Raw genomic sequence first — 18,615 nt, forward strand, 5'->3', positions numbered from 1 at the left:
TCAAACCATTACTCCTGTAAAATCATTTCGTCATACGTTAATATTGTGTCATAACCTTTTGACGCAAAATATTTTCTTGGATTTTCTTTAGAAATTACCATTACAAAATCGCCGCCCCAGGCACCAAGACTCTTAACTGTACCATTAAAATCAGGAAAAGCGATTTCTTTGATCGTTTTTATTTCCATGATGTTGCTTAAATGAATTTCATGTTTTTCGACTGCATTTGCAAACTCTTTTAGAGATTTAGCATTTAAAATAGCATGTGTTATTTTATTGTTTTCAATAACGCTTTTAGCTAAATTTTGCTGTTTATGTTTATTGTAAGCATGTATTGCAGTTTTGCTATTTTGTTTTTTATTCAGGTAAACAAAGAAAATGTTCGTTGTAAAGTCTGGATTGAAAATAACAGGCTCAACAAAATTATTTTCTATTCTGTATAAAATAGGAGTGTTATTTTGGGCGCAGGCAATATCATAGCCGCTTCCGCCAAAACTGTTTCTAAGAAGTGTAAAGGCATTAATATTCGTCCACTGAGCAATATTGTTAATTAAAGTAGATGACGTTCCTAAACCCCAATTTCTTGGAAAAGTAAGATTCGTTGTTACCTTATATCCTTTTGACTGTTGAATAAATTCCGGATTTAAAACGTATGCCTCGTGAAGTATATTAATTAAGGTTGTTTTTACAGTTTCAATTTCAGAAACAATATTGTTTATGACTTCTTCAAATGAAATCGTAGTTTCAAACCAAAGTTTGTTATCGTAATCGTAACTTTTCCATTCTATTATTTGGTTTTCGCCATCTTCAACAACTAAATTTTGACCAAATTTTGTTGGTAATGCAAAGGCGTCTGCGCCGTCTAAAACTAAATATTCTCCAGAGATGAATAGTTTTCCGTTACTATAAAAGGTTGTTTTCATGCTTCGATTTTAAAACAAACTCCAATATTTTAAATTCCAAATTCCAAAGATAATTGGAATTTGGAATTTTACTTAAAGGCTGTAATTTTTGGAATTTTTATTTATTTTGTATTCTTAAACTTTCAATAAATTCTACTACAGCGCTGTGTGAAACTATGTTTTTCTTAAAATGCGCTTTAATTAAATGACGCTCTTCGTCTGTAGCTTCAAATTGATTGATGATATTATTAAGGTGCATTTTCATGTGCCCTTCCTGAATTCCGGTTGTAGTTAAAGAACGCAGTGCGGCAAAATTTTGTGCCAAACCTGCAACCGCAGTAATTTCCATTAATTCTTTTGCAGAAGGTTTTTCAAGTATATCTAAACATAATTTTACCAGAGGATGTAGTGAAGTTAATCCGCCTACTGTTCCTAAAGCCAAAGGAATTTCAAGCCAGAAAGTAAAGATTCCGTTTTCGATTTTAGCATGAGATAAACTTGCATATTGTCCGTTTTTTGAAGCATAAGCATGAACTCCAGCTTCAACGGCTCTAAAATCATTTCCTGTTGCTAAAACTACAGCATCAATACCATTCATGATGCCTTTATTGTGTGTTACAGCTCTAAAAGGTTCCACTTCAGCAATTTGAACTGCCTGAACAAAACGTTCTGCAAATTCCTGCGGATTTGTAATATGTTTTTCGGCTAATTCTTCAATAGGACATGAAACTTCGGCTCTTACAAGACAATTCGGAACATAATTAGATAAAATACTCATAATTACAGTCAGCGTATCTTCTTCAGAAAATAAATTAGAATTTTGAAATTCCTCTTTTAAAGTCGTTGCAAATTGCTCTAAACACGAATTGATAAAATTCGCGCCCATGCTGTCTTTAGTTTCAAAAGTGGCATGAAGCTGATAGTAATTCTCCAGTAAATTTCGTTTATCCTTTAAGTGAATATCTAAAATTCCGCCTCCGCGTTCCTGCATATTTTTGGTAATGCTTTGCGTTTCAGAAAAGAATTTAGGTTTTATCTGCTCAAAAAAGGATTGCAGTTTTTCGGCATCACCATTAAAAGTAAAATGAACCTGGCCAATTTTTTCAGTATCAATTATCGTTGCTTTAAAACCTCCGCGTGTAGCCCAGAATTTTGCAGCTTTTGAGGCTGCGGCAACCACAGAACTTTCTTCAATTGCCATTGGGATTGTTTTATACTTTCCGTTGATTAAAAAATTGGGAGCAACCCCAAGCGGAATGTATAAATTGGTAATTGTATTTTCAATAAATTCATCATGAAGCTGTTGGAGCTTTTCATCTGAATTCCAGTAATTTCTTATAATACTCAAGGCTTCATCAGGAGCCGAAAAATATTCATTGGCAATCCAGTTAATTTTTTCTTTTTTGGATAATTTCGAAAATCCGGCAACAGCGTTGTTCATTCTCAATATATTAAATAATAATGTTGCCGCAAAGATACTATTTTAAGAGTTTTGATTGTAATCTATTTCAAACATGGAAGTACGCAATCGTTATTTTTTTTAACATTTAACACTTAAAATGTGTATTATGTTTATTTTTTTCACTAAAATTGGGCTCTTTTTATATTTAAAATAATTCTAATGAATACAAGTAAAATTACTGTAGTACTTTTATTTATAGTTGCATCGGTTTTTGGGCAGCAAAAAATAACGGTCGAAAATATTTATGGTGGTGCATTTCGGGCAAAAGGAATGGACGAATTGCAATCTTTAAAGAATACAAATCAATATACGGTTCTAAATGTTGATCAGGCAAGCCGGACAATGCAGATTGATTTATATGATTTTGCAACACTAAAAAAAGTATCGAACCTTATTGATACTAAAAACCACAAAGAACTTCAGGACGGAATTGACAGCTATACCTTCGATGCCTCAGAAAAAAAGATTTTAATTGCTTGTAATTCAAATCAAATCTTCCGTCACTCTTTTACAGCAGATTATTTTTTATACGATATCGCTTCAAAATCTCTAAGGAAACTTGTTGATTTTCAAATTCAGGAGCCAACTTTTTCTCCGGATGGAACTAAGATTGCTTATGCTAAAGAAAACAATCTGTATGTTTATGATGTAGCTACAAAAAAATCGACGGCAGTAACTACAGACGGAAAGAAAAACGCAGTTATTAATGGTATTACGGATTGGGTTTATGAAGAAGAATTTGCTTTTGTTCGTGCATTTGACTGGAGTAAAGACAGTAAAAAATTAGCTTACATTCGTTTTGACGAAAGTCAGGTTCCTGAGTTTTCAATGTCAATCTTCAAAAAAGATTTATATCCAACAATCGAAACGTTTAAATATCCTAAAGCGGGAGAAAAAAATTCTGTAGTTTCATTACACATTTATGATGCAGCAGGAAACGCTTCTAAAAAAGTAGATTTAGGAAATTATAATGATTTCTACATTGCAAGAATGCAATGGACAAACGATAACAATACATTGTCTGCACAGGTTTTAAACCGTCACCAGGATAATCTTGATTTATTATTTATTGACGGAACAACAGCTGCAGCAAAAGTGGTTTTGAATGAAAAAGACAAAGCTTACGTAGATGTTACAGATAATTTGACTTTTTTAAAAGATAACAGTTTTATCTGGACAAGCGAAAAAGACGGTTTCAATCATATTTATGTGTTTGATAAAACCGGAAAACTTAAAAATCAGGTTACAAAAGGAAACTGGGAAGTGGTGTCTTACTATGGTTTCGACGAAAAAACAAAAACTATTTTCTACCAGTCTACAGAAAATGGTTCTATCAACAGAGATATTTACAGAATTGGTTTAGACGGAAAAAACAAAACCCGTTTAACTACAAAAGTGGGAACAAGTGCGGCAACTTTCAGCCCGAATTTCCAATATTTTATTACTACTTTCTCAAGTAATTTAGTGCCTACAACGTATACTTTAAACGAGGCAAAAACAGGAAAAGAAATTCAGGTTATCGAAAACAATCAGGCTCTTGCTGATAAATTAAAAGCGTATAATCTTCCTGCAAAAGAATTCTTTGTTTTAAAAACTGCAAAAGGAAACGAATTAAACGCATGGATTTTAAAACCAAAAGATTTTGATCCATCAAAAAAATATCCTGTTTTCATGTACCAATATTCTGGTCCGGGATCACAGCAGGTAAACAACGATTGGAACAACAGCGATGATTACTGGTTTTTATCTCTTACACAGCAAGGTTATATTGTAGCTTGTGTTGACGGAAGAGGAACTGGTTTTAAAGGTGCTGATTTCAAAAAAGTAACGCAAAAAGAATTAGGGAAATACGAAGTTGAAGATCAAATCGATGCTGCAAAAGTAATTGGCGCGTATCCTTATGTTGATGCTTCAAGAATTGGAATTTTCGGATGGAGTTATGGAGGTTTTATGTCTTCTAACTGTATTTTTCAAGGAAATGATGTATTTAAAATGGCAATCGCTGTTGCGCCGGTTACAAACTGGAGATTTTATGACAGCGTTTATACAGAAAGATACATGCAGACGCCAGAGGAAAATGCAAGCGGATACGATCAAAACTCTCCTATAAACCATGTTGATAAATTAAAAGGTAAGTTTTTATTGATTCACGGTTCTGGTGATGATAACGTTCATGTGCAAAATTCAATGCAAATGATGGAAGCATTAATTCAGGCGAATAAGCAATTTGAATCTCAAATATATCCAGATAAAAACCACGGTATTTATGGCGGAAAAACGAGAATTCAGCTTTACAATAAGATGACTAATTTCATCAAAGAAAATTTATAATTTAAAAAATATTAACCTTAAATATAGTGAATAATATGGGAGAAACTCAAGTAAAAACTGCGCATCCAAAAGGACTTTGGGTATTGTTTGGGACGGAGATGTGGGAGAGATTCAATTTTTATGGAATGCGAGCTTTATTAACTTTATTTCTTGTGAATTCATTATTAATGAAGGAAGAAGAAGCGTCTTTAATTTATGGAGGTTTCCTTGGACTTTGTTACTTAACTCCAATGTTAGGAGGTTTTATTGCCGATCGTTTTTTAGGAAACAGAAATTGTATCCTTTTAGGCGGATTATTAATGGCAATTGGTCAAATGTTATTGTTTACCAGCGGTAGTGTTTTTGAATCTAATCTGGAAATGGCAAAAGCTATTATGTACTGCGGATTAGGTGTAATTGTTTTTGGTAACGGATTCTTCAAACCAAATATTTCCAGTATGGTGGGAAGTTTGTATCCAAAACAAGAAAAAACTAAACTGGATACAGCTTTTACTATTTTCTACATGGGAATTAATATTGGTGCTTTCTTAGGCCAGTCTATTTGTCCTTTGTTAGGAGACGTAAAAGATGCTGGAGGAATTAGAGATATTCATGCTTTTAGATGGGGATTCATGGCGGCTTCTGGCGCAATGCTTATTGGAACTATTCTTTTCTATTTCCTGAAAAATAAATATGTGGTTTCTCCGGAAGGAAGACCATTAGGAGGTTTGCCTTCCAAAAATGTTGCAGAAGATTTTGAAGAAGGAGAATCGCAAAAAGCTAATTTTTCTACTAAAGCATTGATATTGGCAGGTGTTGCATTTATTGGTTTAGGATTCTTTTTTCATTATGCTGTAGGTCAGAATTTAATTTACACTTTGATTTATTCAAGTGGATTGGCTTTAGCAGGACTAATTATTTCTGACACATCTTTAACTAAAATTGAAAGAGACAGGATTATTGTAATTTATATCGTTTCGTTCTTTATTATTTTCTTCTGGGCAGCGTTTGAGCAGGCAGGTTCTTCATTAACTTTTATTGCAGATAATCAAACCGACAGACATTTCTTCGGTTATCTAATGCCGCCGTCAATGGTTCAAATCTTCAACGGACTTTTTGTAGTTGTAATGGCAGTTCCTTTTAGTATTCTTTGGGATACTTTAAGAGCAAAAGACAAAGAACCAATTTCGCCAGTAAAATTAGCAGCCGGATTAGTAATTATTTCAATTAGTTTCTTCATGATTGCAACTCAGGTTTCATTCATTGGAACTTCAGGATTATTACTTGTAAAATGGTTAATCTTATTATATTTCTTAAACACATGTGCAGAGTTATGTTTATCTCCAATTGGTTTGTCATTAGTTGGTAAATTATCTCCAAAACGTTTTGCATCACTATTATACGGAGTGTTTTTCTTATCAAACGCATCTGGTTATGCATTAGGAGGAACTTTAGGTTCAATCCTTCCTGCAACTGGTGATAAATTTGCAAAAGCAAAAGAATTAGGAATTGATCTTCAGGCTGTTTTAGATAAAAAAATTACGCCAACTGCAGAACAATTAGCTTTATTAGATAAACATCAAATTAGTGATCACAATCCTATTTTTGCAGGATTTGAAATTCATAATTTATATGAGTTCTTTATGGTGTTTGTTGTTCTTACGGGTATCGCTGCAATTATATTATTTGCCTTGACTCCATTGTTGAAAAAAATGATGCACGGAGTAAGATAATATGGAACATAATATAGCTTTAGAGGAAATTCAGAATTTTAAAGGCAAGTACCCAAAACAATTGTGGTATTTGTTTTTAGTTGAAATGTGGGAACGTTTTTGTTTCTATGGAATGCGTGGTGTTTTAGCTTTTTTTATGGTAGACCAATTAGGTTTGCTTGAAGGAAAAGCAAATTTACAATACGGAGCCATTCAGGCTTTTGTTTATGCATTTACTTTTATTGGAGGTATTTTTGCAGATAAAATTCTAGGATTTAAAAAATCACTTCTTTTTGGAGGAATCGTAATGATTTTGGGGAATTTGCTGATTGCAGCTTCTCCGCATGATTTCTTTTATTACGGCATAACACTTTCTATTATCGGAACAGGTTTTTTTAAGCCAAACGTTTCTTCAATGGTTGGTGAATTATACCATGAAAATGACGGACGTCGTGACGCAGGTTACGGGTTGTTTTATGCGGGAATTAATATTGGCGGAATGCTTGGTGGTGCTATTCCTATTTATTTAGGGAAAAACTATTCATGGAGTCTTTGTTTTCTTTCGGCAGCAATCGTTATGATTATTGGTGTAATTACTTTTCTTTTAACAAAAAAGCATTTAGCACCAATTGGAAATTCTCCATTAGAAAATCAACCGCAAAAAAAACGTAATTTATATGAAATTGCAGTTTATGTAGGTTCTTTTGTTGTTATTCCATTAGTATATATAATGGTTATCAACTCTGACTTTACAGAGTATTTTATGTATACTATGGGAATAGTTGCATTAGGATATTTTGTATATGAGCTGATAATGTTAAAGGATGGAAAGCAGCAGCGAAAACTTTTAGCAGCATTTGTATTTATTTTTGGATATTTTATGTTTATGGCAATTTCAGAGCAATCTGGAGGCTCATTGTCTTTGTTTGCAAAGGATAATCTATCTAACAAGATGTTGTTTTTTCATATTGATCCAAATGTGGTAAATAACAGTATCAACTCATTGTATGTTGTTATTTTTAGTCCATTAGTAGGATTGTTATGGATATTTATGGCCAAGCGAAAAATTGAACCAAATACCGTTATTAAGTTTGGTTTATCATTTGTTTTGCTTGCTGCAGGGTTCTTTATTTTTTACACTGCCAGATTTTTTGTAAATCAAGATGGATTAAGTTCTTTAGACGTTTTTGCCTTAGGATACCTTGTGTATACGCTTGGAGAATTGTGTATTGGCCCGATCGGAATGTCGGTAATTACAAAATTATCGCCTAAACGTTTGTTTGGAATGATGATGGGATTATGGTTCCTTTCTAGTGCTTTCGGACAATTTGCTGCCGGAAAATTAGGGGCCGAAATATCTGATGCCAATACAGGAACAACCTTAATGTCTAAACTTATCGCTTATACAGATGGATATTATCAATTAGCATTATATTCTCTTATTGCGGGTATTGCATTAATTGTTTTGACTCCGTTAATTAGAAGGTTAATGCAAGAAGTAAAATAAATAGATTTTTGAATTCATTTTTTATTTAAATTTGCAAAAAAATCACATGTTATGAAAAGAATATTACTAATAGCCTTTTTTATAGTTGGAGCATTTGCAACTCAGGCTCAGGAACTAAAATGGTATACTGATGTAAAAGAAGCAATCACAGTAAGTAATAAAGAACAAAAACCTATGTTGTTGTTCTTTACAGGAAGCGACTGGTGCGGATGGTGTATTCGTTTGCAAAACGAAGTTTTAAAAACTCCGGAATTTAAAAAATGGGCTGCTGATAATGTTGTTTTAGTAGAATTGGATTATCCAAGAGCTGTACCTCAAACGCCAGAGCTTAAAAGCCAAAATAATGAGCTACAACAGGCTTTTGGAATCCAGGGATTTCCAACTGTATTTTTTACAAGCGCACAAACAAAAGATGGAAAAGTTAATTTTACAGGTCTTGGCAGAACAGGATATGTTGCCGGAGGTCCATTGGCTTGGTTAACAGTTGCAGATGGAATTGTTCATCCTAAAAAATCGTAAAGAATTTAATTTTTAAATCAAGATTATATATAAAACTCCTTACAGTAATGTAAGGAGTTTTTTTGTTTAGTAGGAAAAGATTTTCATTTGTTAAGTTTAAATTGTTATTTCGATATTTATTTATAAATAAAAAAACATATAATGTAATTTTTGATGCAATTAAATTTGGATAATTAAAATATTGTGTTAATTTCGTCATGCTATACTAACCAAAACCAATATATAATATGACTAAAAAATTACTTATCCTACTGTTTTTTTTAGGTTCATTTTTCATGCACGCACAAACGCTTGCATGGCGAACAAACATGACTGATGCAATTGCAATTAGTAATGAAGAAAGAAAACCCATGTTAATTTTATTCACTGCCTCAGGTGTACCAGAAAATCTTCAGAACGAAGTATTTAAAACCCCAGACTTTGCCGTTTGGTCGCGTGATAATGTAATTCTTGTAAAATTAGATTTATCAGACGCTACAGCTTCAGATGGTGATAAAGAACAAAACATTAAATTAAAAAATGCTTTTGGAGTTGATGATCTGCCGCAAGTATGTTATGCGATGGCTTCGATAAGAAAAAACAAAACAACTTTTAGCGCCCTTGGTAAAATTGCATACAAACCGGGAGGTGCAAAAGCATGGATTGCAGAATCAAATAATATTCTGCATCCGAGTGAGTAATAATTTAAATTAAGTTTCTTAGTTTAATTTGTAGAATCCCTTTTCAATTATGTTGAAAAGGGATATTTTTTTTAAACAAGCTAAAATGTAAATTGTACATTTAATATTTTAAGACCGTAAATTTTTCGTTTTTTTCAAATAAAGAATCTTAAATAATTAAATTCATTTTAATGCACTTTTTTTGTAACTATTTGTTTTAATGGAGATTGTTGGCAACAGGTTTTGTGTTAATTTAGTTTTATTAACCAGCCAAAAACCAATAAACTATGACCCGAAAACTACTTATCCTGCTATTTTTTTTAGTAACATGTTTTGCTGAATCGCAAAATTTAGAATGGAAAACGAGTGTGGTTGATGCCATTACCTTAAGTAATGAAGAAAGGAAACCACTATTGATTTTTTTTACTGCTGCTAATGCTCCGGAGAATTTACAAAACGAAGTTTTTAAAACCTTAGAATTTGAAAAATGGTCTCGCAGGAACGTTATTTTATTAAAGTTAGACTTATCTGATGCAGCAGTGTCGAGTGAAATCAAAGAGCAGAACATTAAATTAAAAAATGCATTTGGCGTTGCCAATCTTCCGGAGGTTTGTTATACAACCGGTTCTATTAGAAATGGCAAAACTGCTTTTAATTTATTAGGGAGACTTCCGTATAATTCAAATGGAGTAAAAGCTTTTATTTCTGATTCCAATTTGATTTTAAACCCAGAATAAAAAGGATTAATTTAATCTATAAAATCCCTTTTCGGCCGTGGCATGAAAAGGGATATTTTTTTTCTCGCAGCTTGATTTCCATATTTTTTGAATTGTATACGCATTTGTTCCATCTGCAATAATAATTTCAGGATGTAATTCGGTTAAAACTCTATCCATATTTATTTTGGGAGACTGTGTCAAAATCACAATATCAGGTTTGTTTTTATTTTCATAAACTCCCGTGCTGTCAATTATGGAGATTTTCTTCCCATTAAAAAACAAGACATTGCTGATTTGCTGTGATTTATTTAAAACACTAAAATTGCCAACTAAATAAGAATTGAAAGCATTGTTTTTTGAGCTTTTGTCTCTAGTCGTATCGCTCGTAAAAAGTGTGATATTATTGCCGAATCTTTTTGAAATTAAGGTGTTCTTCTTGATATTATAAACAATTAACTCCTTTTGATCTGCAGTTTCTTTTTTAGTGTAAATGAAAGAAAGCTGCAATAAGATTATAGATACGAATACAATGACAAGTTTATTATAAGTGGGTTTCTTTGAACAGATTATCGCGCTGATTATTACGAAGTAAAGCGTTACCAAGTAATAAAAATTAAAACTGATATCCTGAATAACAAAAGATTCAAACGATGCGACATAATGAATCATTTGGTTTAAAATGAAAACGCTTTTTTCAAAAATGTAAACCAAAATTTCGGGCGGACTTTTGAACATTGCAAAAAGCATCACAATAATTCCGGCAATCATGATGAAAGATAAAACAGGAAGAATTATAATATTGGTAACAAAAAACAATCCCGGAAATTGATGAAAATAATAAAGGCATAAAGGTAAAGTTCCAATTTGTGCAGCAAATGAAACCGTTAAGGAATCCCAGATATAAATTGCGATTTTGTTTTTTGGCGACCAGATTTTCTTTAATATCGGCTGAAGCCAAACTATAAAATACAACGCTAAATAACTTAATTGAAAACCAACATCAAATAAGAAATAAGGCTCAAAAAGTAAGATCAATAAAATGGAAACTAATAACGTATGATAAATGTTTCCGCTTCTGCGAAGATGATTCCCAATGGCAACAAAAGAAAACATTACAACCGAACGTAAAACCGATGGAGATAAACCAGATATAACAGCAAAACCCGCAAGCGAAATTAAAATCGAAACCAATTTAATTGCCGAACCTTTTCGGGTATTGGGAACTGGTTTTAAAATAAACATGATAAAAAGCATTATAAAGCCTACATGCAGCCCTGAAACCGAAAGAACATGTGTCGCTCCAGAATATTGATAATCCTTTATAATATCGGCTGAAATTTCCTGCTGCTGTCCCAAAATAAGAGCCAGCGCCACATTCATTTCATCTTTGCTAAAATGAGCGCTTTCCAGATTTTTTAAAATAGTAGCGTGGAGTCGGCCGGAGTAGTACCAAATGTCTTTTTTGATGGTTTGGCTAATTTTGATTTCTGATTTTTTGCAATAAACCTGTGCATAAATCTGTTTGTCGGCTAAGTATTTAGCATAATCAAATTGATTTGGATTTTTGCTTGAAGCTGTTTTTTGTAAAGTAGTTTTGACTTTGATTGTATTTCCAATTATTAAGGAATTTTGAGTGCTGTCTTTTTGAATATTGACAATAATTTTTCCTGAATAAGTTTTGTTTTCAATCATATTTACAAGCCCGATATATCGATCGTTGTAATCGTTGCTTTTGAGTTTTTCCCGTAATATAAAAGTTATAAATTGAGGCTTTTCAAAAGCTGTTTTCGAATGTGTATAATTCGATTTATCAAAAGTATCCGTATGGATAAGCAAAACACAGATTCCTGTGTAAAACGAAATAAAAGCACTGCTTATTCCGAAGAATTGATTTGTCTTTTTGTTTTTCTTCGAAAGAAAAAAACTAATACAAAATAAAGCAGAACAAATTCCAAGAGAAATAAATGAAATTTGAATGGAAGGCAGACAATAATAAGAAACTAAAATGCCAAAAAGAAAGCTAATTGTAATTTTAGCTAAAGGAAAATCTAATACTTTCATGGCTTAAAAGTATTAAAAATTTGTAAGAAAATAAATATATTTTATTTATTCAATCACGCGGTTCACTTGTTCGAACGAATTTTTATAATAAGCTTCTTTTGTAGAAGAAATGATTACGCCTTTTGAAGTAGAAGAATGTATAAATTTAATTTCATCTGAATTTACTTCGGTAATAAGACCAACATGATTGATCTGCTTACTTTTATTTGTTTTAAAGAAAATCAAATCGCCTTTTTTGGCGTCATTCAGCGGAATTACTTTTCCAATTTTTGCCTGTTCAAAAGAACTTCTCGGCAGTTTTATATTTTCAGATTCGAAAGTCGTATACACTAATCCAGAACAATCAAAACCACTTTTTGTAGTTCCGCCCGCTTTGTATTTAACGCCAATATTATCTGATGCAGTTTCAATTAAATTTTTTACAATAGATCTGTTTTCTTTTTTCGTTTCACTTTTGCTCACAGCAGTCGAAGTCGATTTACAAGAAACCAATACGATTGATAAAAGAAAGAAAACGAGTATTTTTTTCAAAACAGAAATAATTAAGATTTTAAATCGGCAACAATAAGTTTAGCTGTTTTTTTGCTTGCGCCAACGCCGCCTAGTTTTTGCTCTAAAATATCATAGTTTTTAAGCAGTTTTTCGCGGTGAGAAGGCTCCAATAATTTGTTCAATTCTTCTTTGATTCGTTTTGTATTGCATTCACTTTGAATCAGTTCCGTTACAACTTCCTGATCCATAATTAAATTGACAAGCGAAATATATTTTAAAGTAATAATTCGTTTTGCAATTTGATACGAGATTGCACTTCCTTTATAACAAACTACTTCGGGAACTTTAAAAAGAGCCGTTTCTAAAGTTGCTGTTCCGGATGTAACCAAGGCAGCAGTCGAAGACCGCAATAAATCATACGTTTTATTCGAAACAAAGGCAATGTTTTTATTTTTAATAAATTGCTGATAGAATTCATAATCCTGACTTGGTGCACCGGCAATAACAAATTCATAATCCTGAAAATCATCTACAACACTCAGCATAACACTCAGCATTTTAGTAATTTCCTGTTTACGGCTTCCTGGTAAAACAGCAATAATTGGTTTTTCTCCCAATTTATATTCTTCTCTAAAAGCGGTTTCATTAAAAGCAGGCTGATTTTGAATAGCATCAATCAATGGATGCCCGACAAAATCTACCGGAAAATGATGTTTGTCTTCGTAAAAACTTTTTTCAAAAGGCAAAATCACAAACATTCTGTCAACGTCTTGTTTTATGGCGTTGATTCTGTTTTCTTTCCAGGCCCAAATTTGCGGAGAAATATAATAATGTGTTTTGTAATTGAGTTCTTTAGCCCATTTTGCAATGCGCATATTAAAGCCCGGATAATCAATAAAAATTAAAACATCGGGTTTGAATTCAGAGATATCTTTTTTGCAGAATTTGATGTTGTTTAAAATAGTTTTTAAGTTAAAAATTACTTCAACAAACCCCATAAAAGCCAATTCGCGATAATGTTTTACCAATGTTCCGCCGGCTTTTTGCATTAAATCACCGCCCCAAAATCTAATGTCAGCCTGAGGATCTTCCTCATATAATGCTTTCATTAAATTTGAACCGTGTAAATCTCCAGAAGCTTCGCCAGCTATTATGTAATATTTCATATCAACGAATTTTTATTGCAGCACAAAGATAGGATTTAAATAATTATGGTCGAAATTGCTAAAACAATCACGGCTAAAATCACGCCGCGAGCCATCATTTCCTTATTTCTTTTTAAAAGAATTAAAAAAACAGGAAGATCTAAAACAGCCCCAATTGTAATCACTTTTCCTAAATATCCCATTTCTCTAATAGTTTGAATTCCGTCTGGAAGATCAAATTTTGTAAAAAATTTGATAAACAAATAACTTCCAAGAAGCGAAGTAAAAATCCCAACAATAAATCCGATTACGAGTTCTTTTTTATCCATTTAATTTCCAAGTATTAAGTTGCTGCATTGTATGATGTGCGGTTAAGTCAAACTGAACAGGGACTACCGAAATATATCCGTTTTCAAGCGCCCATTCGTCTGTATCTTCGCCATTATCTTCATTAGTAAATTTGCCTGTTAACCAGTAATAATCTTTACCGTAAGGCGTTTGTCTTTTGTCAAATTTCTGGGCGTAATACGCTTTCGCCTGACGGCAGATTTTTATTCCTTTAATTTCTTTTTCGCTCAATTTCGGAAAGTTTACATTTAAAACCACGCCGGGAGGAAGTTTATTTTTTAATGTTTCTAAAGCTATTTTTTTTACGAATGCTTTAGCAGGTTCAAAATCGGCATTCCAGTCAAAGTCCAAAAGAGAAAAACCAATTGCCTGAATTCCTTCAATTCCGGCTTCGACAGCGGCGCTCATCGTTCCCGAATAAATCACATTTATAGAAGAATTTGATCCGTGATTAATTCCCGAAACACACAAGTCCGGTTTTCGTTTTAAAATCTCATTTACAGCTAGTTTTACACAGTCTACAGGCGTTCCGGAGCAGCTGTATTCTGTAATGGAATCGCTGTCTTTAGAAATTTTATCCAGAAATAAAGTATTATTTATCGTAATGGCGTGTCCCATTGCACTTTGAGGCTTGTCTGGAGCGACCACAATTACATCGCCAATAGTTTCCATAACGCTTATTAAAGCTCTGATTCCGGGAGCCAGAATTCCGTCATCATTCGTAACTAATATTAAAGGTTTTTCGTCTTTCATGCTGCATTTTCCATTTTTGATTTATCAAAATAAAAGCTTGTTAGGGCAAATGTAGTAACAGATTTTGGTAGAATACTAACAAATAAATAAAAATTGTAAACTAAATTCCAGAAGACTTTTAAGCATCAAACATTTTTATATCTTTAACAAAAAATTATACTGATCTTGGCATGTTGGCATAGTTTTTACCGTAACTTAGATTAAAAAATTTGATGAATGCTATTATTAAGTTTATGAAAAGAAATTATAAAATACTTATAGCCGTATTATGCTTGTCTTTAACCCTGTTTGCTTTTAAAATAAATGCTGACAAGAATGATGATCCGGACCCAAATAAAGACAAGACATTATTAGAATTACTGGCTTTTGTTATTGAAAAAGGACACTACAGCCCGGCTGAAATAAATGACGAATTTTCGAAAGGTATTTTTAAAGATTACATCGAGGCATTAGACCCTTCGAAGCGATTTTTTCTGCAGTCTGATATTGATGAATTTAAACAATATGAGTTAATGCTGGACGATCAGTTTTTGAATAAAGATTTGACATTTTTCAACTTGACTTATACAAGGCTGATGAAGAGAATGGAAGAAAGCAAAAAACGTTACAAAACGATTTTAGCTCAGCCATTTAACTACACAACAGATGAGACTTTTAATGCAGATTATGAGAAACTTCCGTATGCAAAAAACTTAACGGAAATCAATGAAAGATGGAGAAAACAAATTAAATTATCTACACTTTCATCTCTTGTAACAAAGCAAAAAATTGAAGAAGAGAAAAAGAAAAAAGATCCTTCTTATCAGGAAAAATCTTTTGATGCTTTAGAAAAAGATACACGCGAAAGTTCATTAAAATCTTTAGATGATAATTTTAGTGTAATTAAAGATTTGAATAAAGATTACTGGTTTTCAGTGTATTTGAATTCAATCATGGCTCGTTTTGACCCTCATACAAGTTATTTTGCTCCAGAAGAAAAAGATCGTTTTGATGTAAACATCAGCGGAAAATTAGAAGGAATTGGCGCAAGATTAACGAAGAAAAATGATTTTACTCAAATCGACGAATTAATTTCTGGCGGACCAGCTTGGAAAGGAAAACAACTTGAAGCAGGAGATTTAATCCTGAAAGTAGCCCAAGGAAACGAAGAACCTGTTGATGTAGTTGGAATGCGTCTTGATGATGTTGTGAAAAAAATCAAAGGTCATAAAGGAACTGAAGTTAAACTTACCGTTAAAAAAGTGGACGGAAGTATTAAAGTAATTTCAATTATCAGAGATGTTGTTGAAATCGAAGAAACGTATGCAAAATCAAGTATTGTTGAGAAAAACGGATTGAAATACGGCGTTATTTACCTGCCTAAATTTTATATCGATTTTGAAAACAAAGACGGTCGTGATGCCGGAAAAGATATTGCTCTAGAAGTTGAAAGACTGAAAAAAGAAAACATAAACGGTATCGTTCTTGACGTTCGTGATGACGGTGGAGGATCTCTTTCAACAGTTGTTGATATCGCTGGTTTATTTATTGAAGAAGGACCAATTGTGCAGGTAAAATCTGCTGGTAAAAAGAAAGAAGTTTTATACGATAAAGATAAAAAAATAGAGTGGGACGGACCATTAGTAATTATGGTGAATAGTTTCTCTGCTTCGGCTTCTGAGATTTTAGCAGCGGCAATTCAGGATTACAAACGTGGTGTTATCATTGGTAGTAAACAAACTTATGGTAAAGGAACTGTACAAAATGTATTGGATTTGAACCAATTTGTTCGTAATGCAAATTATGGAGATTTAGGAGCTTTGAAAATTACAGGTCAAAAATTCTATAGAATTAACGGAGGTTCAACTCAGTTAGAAGGTGTTCATAGTGACGTGGTTATGCCAGATCGTTATGCTTACTTAAAAATGGGAGAGCGCGATATTGACAATGCAATGCCATGGGATAAAATTGACCCGGCAGATTACAGCACTTGGACTTCTAACGAAAACTTTACAAAAGCAATCGAAAAAAGTAGAAATAGAATTTTACAAAATCCTCAATTTAAATTAATTGAAGATAATGCGAAATGGATTGATGTTAAGAATAAAGAAAACATATACAGCTTGAACATTAACAGTTTTAAACAAACTCAGGAACAAGTTGAAAATGAAGGAAAAAAATACAAACCAATTTCTGATTATAAAAACAGTTTAGTGTTTAAATCATTGCCTTATGAAGAGGTTGAAATGAATAATGATGCTACATTGAAAGAAAAAAGAGAGGCTTGGCACCAGGCATTATCTAAAGATGTTTATGTTGAAGAAGCATTAAATGTTTTAGATGATTTACAATCTAAATCTTTAGTAAAAGCTGGCGTTTCTCCTAAAATGAAAAAAGATAAATTGGTAAAATCGTAAAGATTTTAAATGTTTAATTTGTTATTAAAAAACGCTTCTTAAAGTAATTTATGAAGCGTTTTTTAGTTTAAAAGAAAAAGTAATATTTATGAAAAGTATTTTAGTCTGCGGATTGATTGGTTTAGCATTCCTTTCTTGTAAAAAAGAAAATGAAACTGTTGTTGAAACAGAAATAGCAAAAGCAGAAAATTCATTTGTTGCTGACCAAAGCAATACAGGTTCTTTGTATACTGTTGCTTATCAGCCAACTTCGACTACAAATCAAATCGTACAACATAAATATTATACACTTTCTTATAATGAAAAGTTTGAGCAGGCCGAATGGGTGGCGTATGAATTAAAGAAAGAATATCTAAAAAACGGAAATTACAAACGTCCGTATTTTATTGAAGATCCAAAAGTAACAACGGGTTCTGCAGACTGGAGAAATTATAAAAAATCAGGTTATGATAAAGGGCATCTTTGCCCTGCCGGCGATATGGAATTTAGCGAAGATGCTTATAATGACACTTTTTATACTTCGAATATTTCACCGCAAAGACATGATTTTAACAGCGGAATCTGGAATAGAATTGAACAGAAAACACGTTATTGGGCCGGAAAATACAATGATATTTATGTTGTTACAGGCGGAATCCTGAAAGATTCAGATAAAAAAATAGGAACAGAGAAAGTTTCTGTTCCTAAATATTTTTATAAAATTGTTTTAGCCAAATCAGGAAAGGAACATAAAGCCATCGCTTTTTTGGTTCCGAATGAAGACAGCGATAAGCCAATTTATGATTTTGTAGTTCCTATTGAAACTCTGGAAAAAATGACTGGAATTGATTTCTTCCCGAATTTAAAAAACTTAAAAAGCAGTAAGGACTTTTAAATCTGCAATTGTTTCAGTTGGATTTTCGGCTTTAAAAACAAAACTTCCGGCAACTAAAACATCAGCTCCGGCTTCTACTAATTGTTTTGCATTTTTGTTGGTTACACCGCCGTCAATTTCGATAAGAGTTGACGCGTTTTTGCGTGTAATTAAAGCTTTTAGTTTTTTTACTTTATCATAAGTGTTTTCAATAAACGACTGTCCGCCAAAACCCGGATTCACACTCATTACACAAACTAAATCAATATCATTGATAACATCTTCTAACAAGTCAATATTAGTATGCGGATTGATGGCAACTCCCGCTTTCATTCCTTCGGCTTTAATAGCTTGTAATGTTCTGTGTAAATGTGTACAAGCTTCATAATGTACCGTTAAACCGTTAGCACCTAAATCAGCGAAGGTTTTAATATAACGATCCGGATCAATAATCATTAAATGTACATCAATATACTTTTTCGCATGTTTAGAAATAGCTTCTAAAACAGGCATCCCAAAAGAAATATTCGGAACAAAAACTCCATCCATAATATCAATATGAAACCAATCGGCCTCGCTGATGTTAATCATTTCGATATCGCGCTGCAGGTTCGCAAAATCGGCAGCAAGAACAGAAGGAGCAATAAGAGTATTTTTCATTTTGTAGTGGTGTGTTTTTTTACAAAGATAAAATTTTTTAGCCGTAATCTTGATAGCTATAAGAGCAAGGATTCAGGTAAAGTTTTTATAAGTTTAAGCGGTTTATGTTTTGCTAAA

General features: G+C 32.6%; 16 protein-coding genes. 8 read left to right on the plus strand and 8 right to left on the minus strand.

Translation table 11 applies throughout. The features are described from left to right. Positions 1-8: 8 nt before the first annotated feature. On the minus strand, positions 9-923 hold the full coding sequence (locus FLAPXU55_RS08330; protein ID WP_180857283.1) for a GYDIA family GHMP kinase: 915 nt from the start codon (positions 921-923) through the stop codon (positions 9-11). A gap of 97 nt (positions 924-1,020) precedes the next feature. Further along, entirely contained in the window at positions 1,021-2,343 is a 1,323-nt protein-coding gene (locus tag FLAPXU55_RS08335) for a hydroxymethylglutaryl-CoA reductase, degradative (protein WP_180857284.1), read from the minus strand. A 180-nt stretch (positions 2,344-2,523) separates the two neighbouring features. On the opposite strand from FLAPXU55_RS08335, the gene FLAPXU55_RS08340 reads away from it, so the two are divergent. From FLAPXU55_RS08340 to FLAPXU55_RS08365, 6 genes are all read left to right on the plus strand, one after another. Then, the gene (locus tag FLAPXU55_RS08340; RefSeq protein WP_180857285.1) at positions 2,524-4,695 is read left to right on the plus strand and encodes a S9 family peptidase; all 2,172 of its coding nucleotides are present in this window, start codon (positions 2,524-2,526) and stop codon (positions 4,693-4,695) included. 35 nt (positions 4,696-4,730) lie between these two features. Beyond that, positions 4,731-6,407 (plus strand): peptide MFS transporter, encoded by a 1,677-nt coding sequence (locus tag FLAPXU55_RS08345; RefSeq protein WP_180857286.1) that lies wholly within the window; start codon positions 4,731-4,733, stop codon positions 6,405-6,407. A 1-nt stretch (position 6,408) separates the two neighbouring features. Further along, positions 6,409-7,893: a peptide MFS transporter gene (locus FLAPXU55_RS08350; protein WP_180857287.1), complete on the plus strand. Its 1,485-nt coding sequence runs from the start codon at positions 6,409-6,411 to the stop codon at positions 7,891-7,893. A 51-nt stretch (positions 7,894-7,944) separates the two neighbouring features. Next, positions 7,945-8,412 (plus strand): thioredoxin family protein, encoded by a 468-nt coding sequence (locus FLAPXU55_RS08355; protein ID WP_180857288.1) that lies wholly within the window; start codon positions 7,945-7,947, stop codon positions 8,410-8,412. Between the two features lie 227 nt (positions 8,413-8,639). Further along, the gene (locus FLAPXU55_RS08360) at positions 8,640-9,092 is read left to right on the plus strand and encodes a thioredoxin domain-containing protein (protein ID WP_053470015.1); all 453 of its coding nucleotides are present in this window, start codon (positions 8,640-8,642) and stop codon (positions 9,090-9,092) included. Between the two features lie 266 nt (positions 9,093-9,358). Next, positions 9,359-9,808, plus strand: a complete 450-nt coding sequence (locus tag FLAPXU55_RS08365) for a hypothetical protein (protein ID WP_053470016.1) — start codon at positions 9,359-9,361, stop codon at positions 9,806-9,808. Positions 9,809-9,814: 6 nt separating this feature from the next. Here the strand turns inward: FLAPXU55_RS08365 and FLAPXU55_RS08370 are convergent, their stop codons facing one another. From FLAPXU55_RS08370 to surE, 5 genes are read right to left on the minus strand one after another with little or no spacing between them, the layout of a single operon-like run. Continuing rightward, a complete protein-coding gene (locus FLAPXU55_RS08370; protein ID WP_180857289.1) occupies positions 9,815-11,851 on the minus strand; it encodes a ComEC/Rec2 family competence protein in 2,037 nt (678 codons plus the stop codon). A 45-nt stretch (positions 11,852-11,896) separates the two neighbouring features. Continuing rightward, positions 11,897-12,382: a C40 family peptidase gene (locus FLAPXU55_RS08375; RefSeq protein WP_180857290.1), complete on the minus strand. Its 486-nt coding sequence runs from the start codon at positions 12,380-12,382 to the stop codon at positions 11,897-11,899. Between the two features lie 11 nt (positions 12,383-12,393). After that, complete coding sequence (lpxB, locus tag FLAPXU55_RS08380) at positions 12,394-13,509, minus strand: lipid-A-disaccharide synthase (protein WP_053470019.1); 1,116 nt, start codon at positions 13,507-13,509, stop codon at positions 12,394-12,396. A 35-nt stretch (positions 13,510-13,544) separates the two neighbouring features. Further along, positions 13,545-13,817 carry a hypothetical protein gene (locus FLAPXU55_RS08385; protein WP_180857291.1) on the minus strand — a complete coding sequence of 91 codons (273 nt, stop codon included), beginning with the start codon at positions 13,815-13,817 and terminating at the stop codon, positions 13,545-13,547. After that, the gene (gene surE, locus FLAPXU55_RS08390; protein WP_180857292.1) at positions 13,810-14,589 is read right to left on the minus strand and encodes a 5'/3'-nucleotidase SurE; all 780 of its coding nucleotides are present in this window, start codon (positions 14,587-14,589) and stop codon (positions 13,810-13,812) included. The genes FLAPXU55_RS08385 and surE overlap by 8 nt, the downstream gene beginning before the upstream one ends. A 212-nt stretch (positions 14,590-14,801) precedes the next feature. Between surE and FLAPXU55_RS08395 the strand changes: the two genes are divergently transcribed. Further along, positions 14,802-16,985 (plus strand): carboxy terminal-processing peptidase, encoded by a 2,184-nt coding sequence (locus tag FLAPXU55_RS08395; protein WP_053470022.1) that lies wholly within the window; start codon positions 14,802-14,804, stop codon positions 16,983-16,985. Positions 16,986-17,073: 88 nt separating this feature from the next. Next, positions 17,074-17,859: a DNA/RNA non-specific endonuclease gene (locus FLAPXU55_RS08400; RefSeq protein ID WP_180857293.1), complete on the plus strand. Its 786-nt coding sequence runs from the start codon at positions 17,074-17,076 to the stop codon at positions 17,857-17,859. On the opposite strand, the gene rpe is transcribed toward FLAPXU55_RS08400, so the two are convergent. After that, positions 17,836-18,498, minus strand: a complete 663-nt coding sequence (rpe, locus tag FLAPXU55_RS08405) for a ribulose-phosphate 3-epimerase (RefSeq protein WP_180857294.1) — start codon at positions 18,496-18,498, stop codon at positions 17,836-17,838. The two genes, FLAPXU55_RS08400 and rpe, sit on opposite strands and share 24 nt — an antisense overlap. Positions 18,499-18,615: the final 117 nt, after the last annotated feature.

This window comes from Flavobacterium panici, assembly GCF_903819335.1.
In the GTDB taxonomy this organism is placed as follows: Bacteria; Bacteroidota; Bacteroidia; order Flavobacteriales; family Flavobacteriaceae; genus Flavobacterium; species Flavobacterium panici.

Excerpts from the sequence above, each read along its gene's own strand:
- FLAPXU55_RS08330 (WP_180857283.1), bottom strand. The coding sequence starts at position 923 with ATGAAAACAACCTTTTATAGTAACGGAAAACTATTCATCTCTGGAGAA.
- FLAPXU55_RS08335 (WP_180857284.1), bottom strand. The coding sequence starts at position 2,343 with ATGAACAACGCTGTTGCCGGATTTTCGAAATTATCCAAAAAAGAAAAA.
- FLAPXU55_RS08340 (WP_180857285.1), top strand. The coding sequence starts at position 2,524 with ATGAATACAAGTAAAATTACTGTAGTACTTTTATTTATAGTTGCATCG.
- FLAPXU55_RS08345 (WP_180857286.1), top strand. The coding sequence starts at position 4,731 with ATGGGAGAAACTCAAGTAAAAACTGCGCATCCAAAAGGACTTTGGGTA.
- FLAPXU55_RS08350 (WP_180857287.1), top strand. The coding sequence starts at position 6,409 with ATGGAACATAATATAGCTTTAGAGGAAATTCAGAATTTTAAAGGCAAG.
- FLAPXU55_RS08355 (WP_180857288.1), top strand. The coding sequence starts at position 7,945 with ATGAAAAGAATATTACTAATAGCCTTTTTTATAGTTGGAGCATTTGCA.
- FLAPXU55_RS08360 (WP_053470015.1), top strand. The coding sequence starts at position 8,640 with ATGACTAAAAAATTACTTATCCTACTGTTTTTTTTAGGTTCATTTTTC.
- FLAPXU55_RS08365 (WP_053470016.1), top strand. The coding sequence starts at position 9,359 with ATGACCCGAAAACTACTTATCCTGCTATTTTTTTTAGTAACATGTTTT.
- FLAPXU55_RS08370 (WP_180857289.1), bottom strand. The coding sequence starts at position 11,851 with ATGAAAGTATTAGATTTTCCTTTAGCTAAAATTACAATTAGCTTTCTT.
- lpxB (WP_053470019.1), bottom strand. The coding sequence starts at position 13,509 with ATGAAATATTACATAATAGCTGGCGAAGCTTCTGGAGATTTACACGGT.
- FLAPXU55_RS08385 (WP_180857291.1), bottom strand. The coding sequence starts at position 13,817 with ATGGATAAAAAAGAACTCGTAATCGGATTTATTGTTGGGATTTTTACT.
- surE (WP_180857292.1), bottom strand. The coding sequence starts at position 14,589 with ATGAAAGACGAAAAACCTTTAATATTAGTTACGAATGATGACGGAATT.
- FLAPXU55_RS08395 (WP_053470022.1), top strand. The coding sequence starts at position 14,802 with ATGAATGCTATTATTAAGTTTATGAAAAGAAATTATAAAATACTTATA.
- FLAPXU55_RS08400 (WP_180857293.1), top strand. The coding sequence starts at position 17,074 with ATGAAAAGTATTTTAGTCTGCGGATTGATTGGTTTAGCATTCCTTTCT.
- rpe (WP_180857294.1), bottom strand. The coding sequence starts at position 18,498 with ATGAAAAATACTCTTATTGCTCCTTCTGTTCTTGCTGCCGATTTTGCG.